Below are 16200 nucleotides of genomic sequence, written 5' to 3'. Positions count from 1 at the left end.
TCAGCTGCTATTTCAGTGTCATGCTGAAACCGAGATGGCGCTTCTCGAAGCCGAGACGATCGTAAAACCGGTGCGCATCAACCCGGGTCATGTTCGATATCAACTGAATGTTTTTGACACCGCGTTTTTTAGCGTCATCGATGCAGTAGCGGATCATAATCCCACCGATACCGCGACCGCGCATGTCATCACGGGTCTGCACCGCCTCTATCTTCATCGACGTTGCGCCACGACCGACGAGCTTCGTGAGAATCACCGTCTGAAAAGTCCCGACCACCTTGCCGTCCAGTTCCGCGACATAAAGCGTCTCGTTGGATGATCGTTCTATGGCACGAAACGCCGAAAGGTAATCCGGCTGCGCCGACACGTCGGTCGTATCGCCGTGACCGCCATGTTCGTCGGCAGCAAACATCGCTGCGAGCGCAGGCAGGTCACTCTCCCGCGCTAACCGAATGACGAGGTTTTCCGGGCTCGTGCTCATCGCGTCAGCGTCTTTTCCATCGCGATACCCGGCAAACCGACAACACCTGCCATGCGTTCGACACGGTCAACCTCGACAAAACCCAATCCCTCGTAAAAAGCGATGGCGACGGTGTTCTTCGGCTCCACCTCAAGCCGCATGATTTCTGCATCCGGGAAACACGTCTCGAGTTCCGCGAAAATGTCGCGCCCGACGCCCTGTCGCTGAAAGTTCGGATCGACGTAAAGCTGGTGCAGCAGCGCCGTCTTGGACATCTTGCCCGACATGGCGGCATAACCCATCCCACCGATGCGCTTGCCATCATCAGCCACCAAAAACTCGCCACCCTTTTTTTGAACGCGCTCTTTCATGGCGGCGAGAGAATGCCACTCGGTAATCAGCTGACTGACCCGCTGCGCACCATAGATCGCGTCATAGGTGGCATGCCAAGTCCGCGCCAAGAGCGCCCTCACCGGCTCAATATCGCGCTCACTGGCCGTGCGAATAAAAAACACGATATTCCCCTTAGTCTTGAAATAGAAAAGCCGGGAGCAATCCCGGCTTCGACGTCACCGATAGGAGCGCTTACTCCTCAAGACCAAGCTTCGCCTTGACCAGTTCCTGCACGGCCTGTGGGTTGGCCTTGCCGCCCGTTGCCTTCATGACCTGACCGACGAACCAGCCGGCGAGCGTCGGCTTTGCCTTCACCTTCTCGACCTGATCCGGGTTGGCAGCAATGATTTCGTCTACGGCCTTTTCGATGGCGCCCGTATCCGTGACCTGCTTCATGCCCCTGGTATCGACAATCTCCGCCGGGTTGCCGCCCTCGTTCCAGACGATTTCGAACAGGTCCTTGGCGATCTTGCCGGAGATCGTGTTGGCTTTGATGAGGTCGATGATACCGCCAAGCTGATCGGCAGAAACCGGAGTCTCTTCGATGCCCTTGCTCGCTTTGTTGAGCGCGCCCAGAAGGTCGTTGATCACCCAGTTGGCGGCAATCTTGCCATCGCGGCCGTTGGCGACCAGTTCGTAATAATCCGCAATCGCCTTTTCCGAAACCAGGATCGAGGCATCGTAGACCGAGAGGCCGAGCTCGCTGACGAACCGCGCTTTCTTGTCATCAGGCAGTTCCGGCAAATCCTTGCTCATCCGTTCGATAAAGGCATCGTCGAATTCCAGCGGCAGCAGATCAGGATCCGGGAAGTAACGATAGTCATGCGCGTCTTCCTTGGAACGCATGGAGCGCGTCTCGCCTTTGCCGGGATCGAACAGCCGGGTTTCCTGATCGATCGAGCCGCCATCTTCGAGAATGGCGATCTGCCGACGTGCTTCGTATTCGATGGCTTGGCCGATGAAGCGGATAGAGTTGACGTTCTTGATTTCGCAACGTGTGCCGAACTCGCCGCCCGGCTTACGCACGGAAACGTTCACGTCCGCACGCATGGAGCCTTCGTCCATGTTGCCATCGCAGGTGCCGAGATATCGCACGATGGAGCGCAGCTTCGTCATGTAGGCTTTCGCCTCATCGGACGAGCGCATATCGGGCTTGGAGACGATTTCCATCAGCGCCACGCCGGAACGGTTCAGGTCCACATAGGACATGGTCGGGTGCTGGTCGTGCATCGACTTGCCCGCATCCTGCTCCAGATGCAGACGCTCGATGCCGATCTCGATGTCTTCGAAATTGCCCTGACGGTCAGGTCCAAGCGAAATCACGATCTTGCCCTCACCGACGATCGGGTCTTTGAACTGCGAAATCTGATAGCCCTGCGGCAAATCCGGATAAAAATAGTTCTTACGGTCGAAGATCGAGCGCTTGTTGATCTGTGCCTTCAAGCCCAAACCGGTCCGCACAGCCTGTGCCACGCATTCCTCGTTGATGACAGGCAGCATACCAGGCATCGCCGCATCCACCAGCGAAACGTTGGAATTCGGCGCGTTGCCGAAGGTGGTGGAAGCGCCGGAAAACAGCTTGGAATTGGACAGAACCTGCGCATGCACCTCCATGCCGATGACGATTTCCCAATCGCCGGTGGCGCCGGGAATGAAGCGTTTCGGGTCTGGCGTGCGCACGTCTACAAGGGTCATATCAAGCTCTTAATATACGGAATTTCTGTCTATGGTGAGGTAGAACAATTGGCATCGTGGCGCAAGGCTTGTCGCGCCAAAGGCATGAAAGCTGCATCTTTTGGCCAGAGTGAAGATCATTTTTTTACAATTTTGAATTTCAATCGCGCCATGATGATTCTGGCTTTATCTCTCGCGACCTATCTTGCTTTCAACCTCCTGGTCTTCCTTATCTATTGGTGGGACAAGGAGGCTGCAAGGAAAGGCGAGTGGCGCGTCGCCGAATCCACCCTGCTCTGGCTTGCCTTTCTGGGCGGCAGCGCCGGTGCGGTTGTCGCCCAGCGCATGCTGCGTCATAAAACCCGAAAAGAGCCATTTCGCAGCATCCTGCTCTTCATCGTCATCGTGCAGCTCGTGCTTGGCGCATCGCTGATCATCATGCCGACCTGGCCGAAAGCTGCGCTCCATGCCCTGGAAACAATGGCTCAAAAACCGAAGCCGTAACCGCCGATTTCTATGTCTACCAGCTGTTTTCGCAGCCCCATGGATTGCACGTCACGATCCAGCTTTTCCGAATATTTCATGGAAAACCAGCTGACACTGTATCCATGCTTGCGGAAAAACGAAACGGCCTGATCGTTTTGCGCATGGCTTTCCAGCCTTCCGGCAGCGTAGCCGCGCGCCACGATCTGCCGCTCGATGTCAACTAGAAGTGCCGTCCCGACACCCTGACGTTGGTAGACCGGATCGATCCAGAAATCTGTGATCGTCTCATCGAAATGTTCGCGCGCCGCCCAACCGACAATCGTGCCATCAGCCTCTGCAACCGTGATGGCAAGCCATGAGGAGTGCGTGAAATTACCGAATGCGGCACGCGCATTGTCCCGCAACTCTTCCGTTACGCCAATAGCCGATGTGGCGTTTGCCCACGCCCGCAGACCAATGGCCGCAAGCAGGGTTGCGTCACCTTCTCTGGCTGGGCGGATAAAGATCACTAGGCCTCTCCGTTTGTGAAATCCAATAGATCATCCGACCTTCGATTCGGCCAGCGAGACCCCATGGACAAAAGCCACCGCCCAACGGCGATGGCATTGTCACTCATGGTTGAAAACCAGCGGAATCAGGTGCGTTCGATGCGAATGACCTGCGGTTCGTTCACCAGATATTTTTCGCTCTTGATGGCTTTGACAGCCTTGCGAATGGCATCTTCCATCGTCGCATGCGTAACGAGAATGATGGTCTGGGCACCGCCTTCGACGGGAACCCGCGAATGCTGCACGATGGATTCCAGCGAGATGTTGTTTTCCGCCATGCGCGTCGCGATGCTGGCAAAAACGCCTGCCTTGTCCTTTACCGTCAGGCGGATGAAGTAACCGCCCTCATGGCTCTTCATCTTGGCGCGGCGGTATTCGGTCAGTGATTTCGCAGGGCGACCGAGAACCGGCACCTGCTGCACGCCGGGACGGCTCTTGGCAATGTCGGCAATGTCACCCAGCACGGCAGATGCCGTTGCGTTGCCACCAGCACCCGGACCAACCATCAGCAGTTCACCGAGAATATCCGATTCGACGGCAACCGCGTTCGTCACGCCGTCCACCTGCGCAATGACCGAATCCAGCGGCACCATGGTCGGATGCACACGCTGCTCAATGCCGGATTCCGTAACCTGCGCCACGCCAAGCAGCTTGATGCGGTAGCCGAGATCGGCCGCTGCCTGAATGTCCTCGATGGAGATATTGGAGATGCCTTCGAGATAGATGTCATCAGCGGCGATCTTGGACCCGAAGGCAAGCGTCGTCAGAATAGCCAGTTTGTGGGCGGTATCGTTACCCTCGATATCGAAGGCTGGATCGGCTTCGGCATAACCCAGACGCTGCGCTTCCTTCAGGCAGGCTTCAAACGAAAGGCCTTCCTTTTCCATCTTGGTCAGGATGTAATTGCAGGTACCGTTCATGATACCGTAGATGCGCGACACATGGTTGCCGGTGAGCGATTCACGCAGCGCCTTGATGATGGGGATGCCGCCGGCCACGGCTGCTTCGAAGTTCAGCAGTGCGCCCTTTTCTTCCGCCATGATGGCAAGTTCGACACCGTGCTTGGCAAGCAGCGCCTTGTTCGCTGTCACCACATGGAGACCGCGTGCCAATGCGGCGCGCACGGCCTTTTCGGCAGCGCCAGAGGCACCGCCGACCAGTTCCACGAGAACATCGATCTCGGCTTTTTTCGCCATCTCTTCAGGCGTGTCGAACCAAGTAATACCCTTGAGATCGAGACCGCGATCACGCGAACGATCGCGTGCGCTGACGGCAATAATCTCAATTGCGCGTCCGCAGGTAATCGCAAGTTCGTTGCTTCTCTGCTGGAGGATGCGCACGAGCGAAGAGCCGACGGTGCCGAGTCCCGCTATGCCGATTCTCAATGAATCTGCCATTGGTATATTCCTGATTTGCTGACGTGAAGAGGTGGCCTGAAACGGCCACCCGGTTATGTGCCCTTAACGGTGGGCGTTGAGCGAAACGACGTTGTGCAACGTATCGTCCGCTGTCGACAGGAAACGCTTCAAATTGCGCGCTGCCTGACGAATTCGATGTTCGTTTTCAACGAGTGCAAGGCGAACGTAATCGTCGCCCATTTCGCCAAAGCCGACGCCGGGAGCAACCGCGATATCGGCTTTCTCCACGAGCAGCTTGGAAAACTCCAGAGAACCGAGATGACGGAATTTTTCCGGAATTTTCGCCCATGCGAACATGGTGGCTGCAGGAGGTGGAACCTCGAAACCGGCCTTGCCGAATGTTTCCACCATCACGTCGCGACGGCGGCGGTAGACACTGCGCACTTCGGCAATGTCGGTGCCATCTCCGTTCAGCGCATGGGTTGCAGCCACCTGGATTGGCGTGAATGCACCGTAATCCAGATAGGATTTCACCCGTGTCAACGCGCTGATCAGTCTCTCGTTGCCAACGGCAAAGCCCATGCGCCAGCCGGGCATCGAGAAGGTCTTGGACATGGAGGTGAACTCAACAGCCACGTCCATGGCGCCCGGCACTTCCAGCACGGAAGGCGGCGGGTTGGCGTCGTCGAAATAGATTTCGGAATAGGCAAGGTCCGAGAGCACGATGAGGTCATGCTTCTTCGCAAAAGCGATGATGTCCTTGTAGAAATCCAGCGATGCAACATGTGCTGTCGGGTTGGAAGGGTAGTTGATGATCAGCGCCAGCGGCTTTGGAATGGAGTGGCGAACCGCGCGCTCCAGCGGGCCGAAGAAGGTCTCATCCGGCTCGACATTCATCGAGCGAATGACGCCACCGGCCATGAGGAAACCGAACGCGTGGATCGGATAGGTCGGGTTCGGGCAGAGAATGACATCGCCCGGCGCAGTGATCGCCTGCGCCATGTTGGCGAAGCCTTCCTTGGAGCCGAGCGTGGCAACGACCTGCGTATCCGGGTTCAGCTTCACGCCGAAGCGACGGGCATAATAGCCCGCCTGTGCACGGCGAAGGCCCGGAATACCCTTGGACGAAGAATAACGGTGCGTGCGCGGATCCTGCACGACTTCGCAAAGCTTGTCGACAATGGCCTTCGGCGTTGGAAGGTCTGGATTCCCCATGCCAAGGTCGATAATATCCGCCCCACCCGCTCGCGCGCTCGCTTTCAAACGGTTGACCTGTTCGAAGACGTATTGCGGCAGACGCTTGACCTTGTGAAACTCTTCCATCTTTTCCTCGTGGAAATGAGCCGGATGAACCGGCTCACAGAACGTTCGTTTTTTGGTTTCAAATACAGCCGACACGAACACATCGAAACCGTATAGTTTAACTGTAGCGCATGTGCTGAAAAACACGAATTGGTTTTCCAAAGCCGACCATAGTCGGTAAAATCCACACGACGCATCAAAAACCTGCATAACGCGAGTTTTTTCTAAAATGCAAGGCGAGCCTTAGCGTTTGGCGGCGCGGGCGATCAATCAGCCGCGCTCACCCTGCACAACTGCAGAACGGATGACCGAAAGTACACGTTCGGGCTCGATATCCGTGCAGACGAGCTGGCTCGGGTGCCCGTCCCAGTTTCCAGGCGGGAAGCCGACGCCATCCGGCTTCTGGATCGTCTGGCCATCTGCGATGCCGCCGCAGACCACACGAACCGCGCCACTGCGTGTCTGGAACAGTTCGGGGTTGGTGAGGTAGACGCAGGCGCAAGCGTCATGCACCACCATTCCATCGCCGGTGCGCTGAGTGTAAAACTCGATGTAAAATTGCGACAGATCGGACAGAAGCTGGACGGGCGCCCCGCCCTCCTTTGCCATCTCATCCATGAATTTGGCGGTCATAACGGTGCGCGTCGTGACATCAAGGCCGACGACGGTCACGCGCCACGGCGCGGTGAACACCAGGTCCGCGGCTTCAGGATCGCCATGAATATTGGCTTCTGCTGCGGGGCTGACATTACCGTTAATGTCGAAAGCGCCACCCATGATGACGACATTCTTGACCAGAGCGGCAAAATCTGGGTCTTCACGCAGCGCCAGCGCAAGGTTCGTCATGCGGCCAACGGCGATCAGTGTCACCTCACCCGGATTTTCCTTGACGGTATCGATGATGAAATGGTGTGCCGGACGCGGATCGAGCGGTAGATCGATTTCTTCGGGAACACCGATATTGCCGAGACCATCTTCGCCGTGGATGAATGTCGGCCAATGGCCTTCCGGGCGCGATGGGTCGAACGTGACGCCCGCGCCCTTGGCCACGGGTGCCGTCATGCCCCACTGCTGTTTGAGAAACAGCGCATTGCGGGTGGTAATATCCAGCGGTGCATTGCCGAACACCGTCGTGACACCGATAAGATCGACATCCGGGTGGCGGTGCAGAAACAGCAGCGCCATTGCGTCGTCGATGCCGGGGTCCGTGTCGAAAATTACCTTGTGCATGCCATGTCCTCGAATTCTTTGTCAGCAGAATCGCCCTGAAATTGACGAAACAGCGAGCGCACAATAGACGGACGCGCAATCGACGCAATGCCTTCTGCTCCACGGGCGGAAAAGCGTTGCAACAGGCAGGATTCGGTGAAAGAAGCTGTCATCATTTACAGTCCCTCCGGAATGCTCCCGTGCAAGACATCGCCCTTCAGCTTTTTCTCATCCTGTTTCTTGTCGCCGTTTTTGCGGGCTTCGTGGATTCGATTGCCGGTGGTGGTGGCCTCATTGTCATTCCTGCCATGCTGATTCTCGGCATACCGCCGCTCGAAGCGCTCGGCACCAACAAGCTGCAAGCGCAGTTTGGCTCGGCGTCGGCCACCATCGCCTATGCGCGGCGCGGCCATGTGGACCTTAAAAAGCAGTTCCCCATGGCGATGATGGCATTCGTCGGCGGCATCTTCGGAGCGCTGACAGCCTCATTCGTGCCGCCAGATATTCTGCGTGCCATCATGCCTTTCCTGCTGATTGCCATCGCACTGTATTTTGCCTTCAAACCCAACCTCAATGACCTCGACAGCCATCAGCGCATCACGCCCTTCGTGTTCGGGTTGACCATCGTTCCATTGGTTGGCTTCTACGACGGCATCTTCGGACCGGGGGCCGGTTCTTTTTACATGCTGGCCTTTGTCGGGCTTGCCGGTTTCGGCATGCTGAAGGCAACAGCGCACACAAAGCTTCTCAATTTCGGCTCCAATTTCGGCAGCTTTCTCGTCTTTACGTTCAGCGGCGCAATCCTGTGGAAGCTCGGACTTGTCATGGGTCTGGGGCAGTTTTTGGGTGCCCAGATGGGCTCGCGCCTGGCCATGAGCAACGGCGCAAAAATCATTCGCCCGCTGCTGGTCATTTCCTGCTTGGCAATGGCAACCAAATTGCTGCTGGATTCAGGCGCGGCCTCCTCGGTGTCCGCTTTCTTCTCCAGCCTGACAGGCAGCTAAGGGCTCAACTGCGCTCGAATTCAACGGTCTGGTCAGCATTGTGAAGAACAATGATCGCGCCGATGATTTCATTGCTTGATCCGCGCAAAGGCGTCATGCGGCAGCGCGTGAAAAAGCTTTTGGCGTCACGCAAGCCGGTATGGATATAATCCACCGTGTCACCCCTGAAGCATTTTTCGAATGCCGGTTTGGCCAATGTACTGAAGCTTTCCTCGCCGATAAAGTCAGACACATGACAGCCGATCATGGAAAGCGTCGTATGGCTTAGATACTGCGCATTGGCTTGATTGGAATAGACATAGCGGTAATCTCTGGTGATGACGCCAACCCGGTCCGGCAGGCTGTCGAGAACCGCTTCGTTAAACGACGGCTGGTCCGCCGTCTGGAACGCGATGTCGCTGTTCGTCCCGCGCAATGATGGGGGGTGGACGCTGTCACTATCGGTATCGGGACTGCGAAGGTAACGGTCAAACAGCATCGACATGGCAGCGCTACGACGCGTCACGCTCGACTTGTCGTCCGCTTCGTCGCGGATCAAGCCGTTCAGGAACTGCAACTGCATAAGCATGTCCTCACGGGTTTCCGCCTTGTAGGACAGAATATCCTCGATCATAGGCTCAAGTTCGCGGTCAAGCGCGCGCACGAGATCATCATGGCCACCAGCCACAGCCTGCTTCAACTGCATGCATTTTTGCGCGAAAGTCTCGAGGAGTCCGAGCATTGGAGCCTCCATTTCATCACCCAAGTTTCTGTAAGGCGCCACGATCAACGTCGCCGCGCCGGATCCAGAAACGTCCTTCGTTCAAAAGCTATTGCTCGGGCAAATTCTCATCGACTCTGCCTCGGCGCGAACGACCGACCGACGGCGACCAAGGAAAAACCCCAACGACGGATATGAACACTATTGCCGTTCAATCCGTCAATACACTAGTTTCTACCTATAGACGTTCACGGATTAACTTTTGTTATATAGATTTACCGCCATGCCGCGCATGGATGTTGCATACACGCGCAAATTGATGTTCATTAATAATTTGAAATATACTGGAAATTTTGGCTGCCAAAAAAACGAATACAAGCCAAACGGCGTATTTCTACTCAAAATTAATGAGGAATTGAATTACAAGATGATCTTGCAGAATGAATACTTCACCTGAAATGCCTGTCGGGACATCCAAAAAATCGCGCGAAGAGGCCTAGTCGTCAGTAATGGCATTAAAACAGAAATGTCAAAAGACATGGTGCGGTAGCGTACAAAGGCTTAAATTGGCGGCAGAAAATGCGACGGTGCCTTAGGCGACCGCACGATGACGACGATCGGCCAGTTCCTTGACGACGATGATAGCGCCGACGAGCTTGTATGACGGCGAGTAGCAGGGTGACATTTCGTAGGATCGCACCACCGTGTTCCCATCGATGTCTTCCGCATAGGTGTACTTGGCCGCCTGCCCCTTGAAGCATGCGTCCAGCTTGTCACGCAGCGCTTGCTGGAAATGGTGAATGCCGATGAATTCTGCGATGTGCCGGCCGACGAGGTCGTTGGTTTTCGCCTCGTAGCACTGGGCGTTGATGGCATTGGTGTAGTTGATGCGATATCCTGGAGACACAACGAAGACGCGCTCGTCCAGATCATCCAGCCGGTCTTCGTCGAGAATGACATAAGGGCTCCAGCTTGCGGCCTCGCCATCGGGTGTCACGCCGTCATAGGGCAGTCCCGCACCAATATATCGATCCACGAGCCTGCGCAGCAGTTCTGAATTGCGCTGTACACAACCCGTGTCCTCCGCTTCTTCATTCAGGAGGTCGATCGCGAAACGGAACTGCTCAAGAACCTCGGACTTGGTCTTGGTCTTACGGCTGGTAACACTTTCCAGCAATGCATCGAGCTCACGATCAAGGATCGCAATTTTCGGGGCGTCGTTACGGTCAACGGCGCCCTTAAGCTCCGAATACCGTTGCCAGAACAGTTCAATCAAATCTTTCAACTCGACTCTCCCCGGATGATCGTGCGCCAATCGCACTCTCAAAAACACTCCGCCAAGCGTTACGAGACTCGTTGTAGGGTATCACCGTAAAAAATGACGTAACGAGAAACAGCACCGCCATCACAGACACAAGATAAATTAACACACGCAATACGGCTTTAACAAATCTCATAAATTGTGAAGAACAATATGCATTCACAATCGTGAGATGTTGTTTGTCACAACTACGTTATTCTAGTCCTTGACATGACGTTTAATATGCCAGCGGTCGTGATACCACAACCATTGTCCGGGATATTCCCGCACCCAGCTTTCAACTTTGTCGTTTAAAAGTTGTGCCGTCTTCTGCACGTCGACAGAGCCTTTTTCGTTCAGAGGTATCTCGACCTTGGGCTCGATTTCCAGCCGGTAACGATTATCCGGCAACCGAATACAACGCGCGGGGAAAACATCGCAGCCGAACTGGCGGACCAGCTTTGCCAGCAACGGGTTCGTCAACACGTCGTTGCCGAAGAATTTCGTCGGCAGGCCTTTTCTGAACTTCTGGTCAACCAGAACGCCTATGCCACCGCCCTTTTCCAATTGCCGCGCCAGTGCAAAAGACGAGCCTGCATGAGACGGCACAAGGTTACCCATGCGCTCCTTACGGAAATCGAAAATGCGTTTGGCGACATAGGGATTGTTCGGTGGACGAAACAACACCGTCACATCCAGCCCGAATGCCGAACCCGCAACCGGAAGAAGCTCAAAGTTACCCGAATGCGCCGTAAACACGATGAAGGGCCGTGGATTGTCGCGCAATTCCAAAAACGTCTCGGTGCCGACGACTTCGACTCGCCCCGGCTTGGGGTTGGCTGGATCGAAATCGAACAGGCGATCGAGGAACACATATTCCGCAGCCATCCGCCCCATATTGCCCCAGCTGTCCAGCGCGATGTCCATGCGCTCCGCTTCCGATTTCTCGGGAAAAGCGCGATCGAGATTATAGAGCATCAGCTTGTGGCGCGGCGTTTTAGGGCCGATCTTGCGGGCAAGCTTGTCCGCGTACCGGATGGCCGGGTCGGCAGGAAAAAGCTTCAAGAGGTTCAGAACACTGAACGCAATCGTCGCATTCAGCCACTGGCGGAAGTTTTCGAACGCCAGGACAATGCGCGTTATAAACATTTTCAAAAGTATCAATCCATCCGTAGGACGATTTTGCCGAAGACCTGACGGCTTTCCATCCGCTCCAGCGCCATCTCGATCGTGTCGAAGGTTACTTCGGTATCGATGACCGGATGCACAAGGCCTCGCGCCATTTTCTGCATGGCATTTGCCATGTTTTCCATACGGCAACCGAAGGAGCCCAGCAGCTTCAACTGCTGCTGGAACAGCATCATCAGGTTGATTTCCGCAGAAACGCCTGATGTGGAACCGCAGGTCACAAGGCGTCCACCGCGCTTCAGGCAGAACATCGACCCCGCCCATGTGTCCTTGCCGACATGCTCAAAAACGACATCGACGCCCTTCTTCTTCGTCAACTTGCGAACGACGCCTTCGAAGCGGTCGACGCGGTAGTTGATAACGTGATCGGCGCCCAGCGCCTTGGCTCGCTCGATCTTGTCATCGGAACCAACTGTGGTGATGACCGTGCAGCCCATTTTCTTGGCGAGCTGGATGGCGGCAGAACCAATGCCCGAACCGCCCGCATGAATGAGGATCGTTTCGCCGGGCTGAAGCTTGGCATTGTCGAACAGCATATGCTCCACGGTACCGAAGGTTACAGGGGCAAGAGCTGCCGCAACCGCGTCGATACCCGGCGGTGCGAGAACGAGCTGGCGAGCGGGAATATTGATCTTTTCCTGCGCAAAACCATCCAGATGGAAGCCGTGAACACCGCCCACATTTTCGCACAGGTTATCCCGGCCCGCCACGCAGTGGTGGCAACGGCCGCAGGTGCGCGCGCCGTAGATAGAAACGAGTTGACCCGGCAAGACGTTCGAGACACCGGGGCCGATGGCCTCGACCACGCCGGATGCTTCCGCACCGATGGTGAGCGGCATCTTGCGTTTGGCAAATGCCATGCCGCGCCAGCCCCAGACATCGATGTGGTTCAACGCCACGGCCTTGACCCGAAGTGTCACTTCACCGGGCGCTGGCGCCTCTGGTTCAGGCAGTTCCACTCTTTCAAGCTTACGGTCATCTACGAGTTGCAAGGCGCGCATAATGAAGTCCTTCGCCCGGAGGCGTTATTTTTGTTTTCGATTTCGAGAACCGATTAAGCCGGTTCCCGCGTCATGACAAGGCTTGCGTTCTGTCCGCCAAAGCCGAAGGAGTTGGAAAGCACGGCGGTGACATCCGCATCGCGTTTCACATTCGGCACCACGTCCAGCGCAATCGTCGGGTCGGGATTGGTGTAGTTGATGGTCGGCGGAACGGTGCCGGTCAGCATGGTCTGTAGCGAAAACACCGCTTCCACCGCACCGGCTGCCGTCAATGTGTGACCGATCATCGACTTGTTGGATGATACAGGAATGGACTTCAACCCTTCGCCAAACACGGCAAGCATCGAGCCATATTCCATTTTGTCGTTCTCAGGCGTCGATGTGCCGTGAGCATTGATGTAGTTGATATCGCCTTCCGCAACACCCGCATCGGCAAGGGCTGCACGAATGGTCGCAATCGCTGGACCGCCGTCCGGCGATGAGCGCGTGCGGTGAAAGCTGTCTGCCTTCTCGCCAGCGCCCTTGATGATGCCAAGGATTTTCGCGCCACGAGCAACCGCACTTTCAAGAGATTCCAGCACCAGCGTTGCAGCACCTTCGGCAATCACGAAACCATCGCGATCCTTGCTGAACGGCTTGGATGCCTTTTCCGGTGGTTCATTCTGCGTCGAAAGCGCCGATAGCAGCGAGAAGCGAATAAGCGCCTCGGCACTGACGGAGCCATCCGTCGCAACCGTCAGAGCACGGTCTGTGCGCCCCTGACGAATGGCCTCGACACCAAGCTGGATAGCCGTTGCACCTGAAGCACAGGCCGTGGACAGCGTAACAGGCAGACCCCGCGTACCGAAACGGTCAGCAAGACGCTCCGAAATCGCACCGAATAGTGCAGCCTCCTGAAACTCAGGATCTGGCCGCTCACGCAGCGCCGCCATGAAGCGGTCATAGGCATCGCCCGGCTTTGCGGCAGGGGGAGACCGGTCGCCCAGCTCGAAACGGGCGCTCCATTCCGGCTCTATCGGCGGTGCGGCCAAAAACAGCGGGCCGTTGAAATCACCCGAAATACCGGCCTGCGCCAATGCCTCAATGGTGGTTTCGCGGGCAAAGGCAAAGGAACGCTCGACAGAGTTGGGCTTGGGAATGTCGATGAAATCCACCGTGCCGCAAATCCTGGTGGAAAGATTGTCGGTGGGGAAACGGGTGATCTTGTGAATGCCCGACTTGCCGGATGTCAGCGCCGCCCAATTGTCTTCAAGCCCCTGACCAAGCGAGGTGAGAATGCCCATGCCGGTAACGGCAACAATGGGGCGACCGAGGTGATCCCTGAAACTGCTGGATGCCATGGTGTCTACTCCTCAAACGTCATTGGAAAGCACGGCGACACCTTCGCCACGCACATGGCCAACCGTCGTCACAACCGCTTGAACGGCGGCAGACGTCATTGGCGTTTCAGCAGAACTGTCGAATGCCGGAACCTTTGCATTGCCATTCAGCGCAAGTGCTGCCAAGGCGAGGCCCAGCGGAAACTGCGCCTCCAGCCCATGGCCGGTTACACCGCCAAAGCCGCGAAGAGCGGCCTTGGGCAGCGCCTTTTGAAGCACGTCTTTTTCACGACCGGTCACGGCATCATAACCGCTGGCACCAGAGAAGATGACGGTTTCAGCAGAATCATTGGCCGGGGCCAGAAGTCGCTCCAGTCTCTGCTCGAACTTGCCGTCTTCGCGTGCGCCGCGATCACCCTCGATGGCGTCGATACGCGCATAAATCTTTGCGCCACGCGTTTCAGCGCGCTTACGGGATTCAAGCACGAGGAATGCGCCGACCGATCCGGTGATCATGCCACCGCCCTCACCGTCTGCGCGTGACCATAGCGGCTGCCACTCGCCCTGCGCATGTGCGCCAATGGCTTCGAACAGCAACGTCATATCAGGCCGTTCAGCAGCAAACGCACCGCCGACCAGCGCGTGGCTCGATTCCCCGGAGCGGATGCGGTAAAACGCCGTCTCGACCGCAGAAATACCTGCCGCTTCTTCACCCATGAAGGTGCGCGAAGAACCCGTCACCTTGTGAACGATGGAAATATTGCCGGCCATCAGGTTGGAAAGCTGGGCAAGAAACAGCGTGGGGCGAAGCTCCGTGGTCAGCTTTTCATTGAGCATGACTTCGCGGTCGTTGCGTTTCAGCCCTTCATCCACGATCAGCGTGTCGACATTGATGTCGCGCTCGCCACCACCTGCAGCCACGATCATGTCCATGGTGCCGCAGGCGTCCGCGTCTTCCTTCAGACCGGCGTCATCCAGCGCGAGACCGGCGGCGAAAACACCGAGACGCTGCCAGTTTTCCATCTGGCGCTGATCCTTGCGGCCAATCTGGTTCGACCAGTCGATCTCCGGCAGCGGATGGATGGGATAGGGTGCGAACTTCTCCGTCTCGACAATGGCGTCAGGCGCAGCGCTTGCGGAAAGCAGGGCAATATGGGCGTCGATACCGACACCATGACAGGTCACGATACCGACCCCGGTAATCACCACATCATTGTCAGACTTCATAATCCGTCATCCTTCGTCGCTTGCCCATGATAAAGCAGGCCAGCTTTCAAAAAGCGGTCCAATGACCGTATGTGCCATGCGGAATAATGCTCACGATGCGGCTTTGCAATGGCGAAGGGCCAAACAGCCTGCGGAATGCATGGATTTTCAGAGGTCCATGGGGAAAAACGGGGCTTTTTGTATAGGGAGCCGACGGTGGGTGTGGCTTACCCCCCTCTGTCCTGCCGGACATCTCCCCCACAAGGAGGGAGATTGGCTGGGCGCTTACCCCCCCTTCCACACGCAACCTTAGAGATGCGCGAGAGGTCTCAACGAGTCGATCTCCCCACCTGTGGGGGAGATGTCCGGCAGGACAGAGGGGGGTAAACCACACCCACCGTCGCGCCCTTATGACTCTCTCAACTTTTTAAACCGATGTATCCGCAGCAATGGCCGCCATAAGGCCAACTTCTTCCGCACGCTTCTTGACGATAGGCCCAAGCGGGATTTCGCTAAACGGCATGGTCCGCAGCTTCAGTTGCGCATCGCACACCTTCTTGCCGTCACAGGTGATCTTCGCCTTGGTCACGGCAAAGCCCGAACCGTCATGCTCCAGATAGGCTTCGATATCCAGAACCGCATTCGGCTCCACGAAAGTGCGCATCTTCGCGCCATCGACGGTCATCAGGAACGGCATGGCCGCGAAATCGGTCATCGCCAGAACAAGCATACCCGACGCCTGTGCCATCGTCTCGATCAAGAGAACACCGGGAACAAGCGGCATACCGGGAAAATGCCCTTCGAACACCGGGCTTTTGTCAGGCACGACGGAGCGAGCCTTCAAAATGCGAGCGGACCTGTCGATGGACTCGATACGGTCCACCATCTGGAAATATTCTAGAAGCATGTTCCGTCCGTGAGAAGTTCGAGGATGCGGATGTGTTCGGTTGGGTTGCTTCACAGCAGCGCCAAAAAGCAGAAACCCGCCTCATCGGCGGGGGCAGATTGGTGAGAACGCCGTCTCCGTCATCCTCGGGCTTGTCCCGAGGATC

General features: G+C 56.5%; 17 protein-coding genes. 2 read left to right on the top strand and 15 right to left on the bottom strand.

The features are described 5' to 3' along the window. Positions 1-7: 7 nt before the first annotated feature. From ATO67_RS00340 to gatB, 3 genes are all read right to left on the bottom strand, one after another. Positions 8-481, bottom strand: a complete 474-nt coding sequence (locus tag ATO67_RS00340; RefSeq protein ID WP_067642720.1) for a GNAT family N-acetyltransferase — start codon at positions 479-481, stop codon at positions 8-10. Then, the gene (locus tag ATO67_RS00335; protein WP_067642716.1) at positions 478-975 is read right to left on the bottom strand and encodes a GNAT family N-acetyltransferase; all 498 of its coding nucleotides are present in this window, start codon (positions 973-975) and stop codon (positions 478-480) included. Before ATO67_RS00335 ends, ATO67_RS00340 begins: the two co-directional genes overlap by 4 nt. Before the next feature lie 70 nt (positions 976-1045). Further along, positions 1046-2548 carry an Asp-tRNA(Asn)/Glu-tRNA(Gln) amidotransferase subunit GatB gene (gene gatB / locus ATO67_RS00330; RefSeq protein WP_067642713.1) on the bottom strand — a complete coding sequence of 501 codons (1503 nt, stop codon included), beginning with the start codon at positions 2546-2548 and terminating at the stop codon, positions 1046-1048. Here gatB and ATO67_RS23770 point away from each other — a divergent pair. Then, positions 2456-3031: a DUF1294 domain-containing protein gene (locus tag ATO67_RS23770; RefSeq protein ID WP_342585707.1), complete on the top strand. Its 576-nt coding sequence runs from the start codon at positions 2456-2458 to the stop codon at positions 3029-3031. The genes gatB and ATO67_RS23770 overlap by 93 nt on opposite strands. On the opposite strand, the gene ATO67_RS00320 is transcribed toward ATO67_RS23770, so the two are convergent. The 5 genes from ATO67_RS00320 to ATO67_RS23030 all read right to left on the bottom strand — a co-directional run bounded on the left by ATO67_RS00320 (position 3013) and on the right by ATO67_RS23030 (position 7606). Then, the gene (locus ATO67_RS00320; protein WP_067642710.1) at positions 3013-3522 is read right to left on the bottom strand and encodes a GNAT family N-acetyltransferase; all 510 of its coding nucleotides are present in this window, start codon (positions 3520-3522) and stop codon (positions 3013-3015) included. The genes ATO67_RS23770 and ATO67_RS00320 overlap by 19 nt on opposite strands. Before the next feature lie 125 nt (positions 3523-3647). After that, positions 3648-4958 carry a homoserine dehydrogenase gene (locus ATO67_RS00315; protein WP_067642707.1) on the bottom strand — a complete coding sequence of 437 codons (1311 nt, stop codon included), beginning with the start codon at positions 4956-4958 and terminating at the stop codon, positions 3648-3650. Between the two features lie 63 nt (positions 4959-5021). Next, positions 5022-6242 (bottom strand): LL-diaminopimelate aminotransferase, encoded by a 1221-nt coding sequence (locus ATO67_RS00310; protein ID WP_067644110.1) that lies wholly within the window; start codon positions 6240-6242, stop codon positions 5022-5024. Positions 6243-6491: 249 nt separating this feature from the next. Next, the gene (locus ATO67_RS00305; protein ID WP_067642704.1) at positions 6492-7451 is read right to left on the bottom strand and encodes a nucleoside hydrolase; all 960 of its coding nucleotides are present in this window, start codon (positions 7449-7451) and stop codon (positions 6492-6494) included. Further along, the gene (locus ATO67_RS23030; RefSeq protein WP_157940969.1) at positions 7439-7606 is read right to left on the bottom strand and encodes a hypothetical protein; all 168 of its coding nucleotides are present in this window, start codon (positions 7604-7606) and stop codon (positions 7439-7441) included. Before ATO67_RS23030 ends, ATO67_RS00305 begins: the two co-directional genes overlap by 13 nt. Positions 7607-7630: 24 nt before the next feature. Here ATO67_RS23030 and ATO67_RS00300 point away from each other — a divergent pair, with 24 nt between their 5' ends. Next, positions 7631-8434 carry a TSUP family transporter gene (locus ATO67_RS00300; protein WP_067642702.1) on the top strand — a complete coding sequence of 268 codons (804 nt, stop codon included), beginning with the start codon at positions 7631-7633 and terminating at the stop codon, positions 8432-8434. A 4-nt stretch (positions 8435-8438) separates the two neighbouring features. On the opposite strand, the gene ATO67_RS00295 is transcribed toward ATO67_RS00300, so the two are convergent. From ATO67_RS00295 to ATO67_RS00265, 7 genes are all read right to left on the bottom strand, one after another. Further along, entirely contained in the window at positions 8439-9155 is a 717-nt protein-coding gene (locus ATO67_RS00295) for a PAS domain-containing protein (RefSeq protein WP_067642699.1), read from the bottom strand. A gap of 571 nt (positions 9156-9726) precedes the next feature. Further along, a complete protein-coding gene (locus tag ATO67_RS00290; RefSeq protein WP_067642696.1) occupies positions 9727-10419 on the bottom strand; it encodes a hypothetical protein in 693 nt (230 codons plus the stop codon). A gap of 234 nt (positions 10420-10653) precedes the next feature. Further along, positions 10654-11583: a lipid A biosynthesis lauroyl acyltransferase gene (locus ATO67_RS00285; RefSeq protein ID WP_067642693.1), complete on the bottom strand. Its 930-nt coding sequence runs from the start codon at positions 11581-11583 to the stop codon at positions 10654-10656. A gap of 11 nt (positions 11584-11594) precedes the next feature. Then, positions 11595-12623, bottom strand: a complete 1029-nt coding sequence (locus ATO67_RS00280; protein ID WP_067642690.1) for a zinc-binding dehydrogenase — start codon at positions 12621-12623, stop codon at positions 11595-11597. A gap of 53 nt (positions 12624-12676) precedes the next feature. Continuing rightward, positions 12677-13963, bottom strand: coding sequence for a beta-ketoacyl-ACP synthase (locus tag ATO67_RS00275; RefSeq protein WP_067642686.1), 1287 nt, complete (start codon positions 13961-13963; stop codon positions 12677-12679). A gap of 12 nt (positions 13964-13975) precedes the next feature. After that, on the bottom strand, positions 13976-15172 hold the full coding sequence (locus tag ATO67_RS00270; RefSeq protein WP_067642683.1) for a beta-ketoacyl-ACP synthase: 1197 nt from the start codon (positions 15170-15172) through the stop codon (positions 13976-13978). Between the two features lie 403 nt (positions 15173-15575). After that, entirely contained in the window at positions 15576-16055 is a 480-nt protein-coding gene (locus ATO67_RS00265) for a 3-hydroxyacyl-ACP dehydratase FabZ family protein (protein WP_067642680.1), read from the bottom strand. Positions 16056-16200 lie beyond the last annotated feature (145 nt).

It is taken from the genome of Agrobacterium bohemicum, from assembly GCF_001562555.1.
Taxonomy (GTDB): domain Bacteria; phylum Pseudomonadota; class Alphaproteobacteria; order Rhizobiales; family Rhizobiaceae; genus Agrobacterium; species Agrobacterium bohemicum.
The sequence above is the reverse complement of the archived record's forward strand: the minus strand, read 5'-3'. Positions and strand labels throughout refer to the sequence as shown.

Coding starts and splice junctions, on each gene's coding strand:
- ATO67_RS00340 (WP_067642720.1), bottom strand. CDS start 481: ATGAGCACGAGCCCGGAAAACCTCGTCATTCGGTTAGCGCGGGAGAGT.
- ATO67_RS00305 (WP_067642704.1), bottom strand. CDS start 7,451: ATGCACAAGGTAATTTTCGACACGGACCCCGGCATCGACGACGCAATG.
- ATO67_RS23770 (WP_342585707.1), top strand. CDS start 2,456: ATGCACCTCCATGCCGATGACGATTTCCCAATCGCCGGTGGCGCCGGG.
- ATO67_RS00310 (WP_067644110.1), bottom strand. CDS start 6,242: ATGGAAGAGTTTCACAAGGTCAAGCGTCTGCCGCAATACGTCTTCGAA.
- ATO67_RS00265 (WP_067642680.1), bottom strand. CDS start 16,055: ATGCTTCTAGAATATTTCCAGATGGTGGACCGTATCGAGTCCATCGAC.
- gatB (WP_067642713.1), bottom strand. CDS start 2,548: ATGACCCTTGTAGACGTGCGCACGCCAGACCCGAAACGCTTCATTCCC.
- ATO67_RS00285 (WP_067642693.1), bottom strand. CDS start 11,583: ATGTTTATAACGCGCATTGTCCTGGCGTTCGAAAACTTCCGCCAGTGG.
- ATO67_RS23030 (WP_157940969.1), bottom strand. CDS start 7,606: ATGATGACAGCTTCTTTCACCGAATCCTGCCTGTTGCAACGCTTTTCC.
- ATO67_RS00280 (WP_067642690.1), bottom strand. CDS start 12,623: ATGCGCGCCTTGCAACTCGTAGATGACCGTAAGCTTGAAAGAGTGGAA.
- ATO67_RS00295 (WP_067642699.1), bottom strand. CDS start 9,155: ATGCTCGGACTCCTCGAGACTTTCGCGCAAAAATGCATGCAGTTGAAG.
- ATO67_RS00315 (WP_067642707.1), bottom strand. CDS start 4,958: ATGGCAGATTCATTGAGAATCGGCATAGCGGGACTCGGCACCGTCGGC.
- ATO67_RS00275 (WP_067642686.1), bottom strand. CDS start 13,963: ATGGCATCCAGCAGTTTCAGGGATCACCTCGGTCGCCCCATTGTTGCC.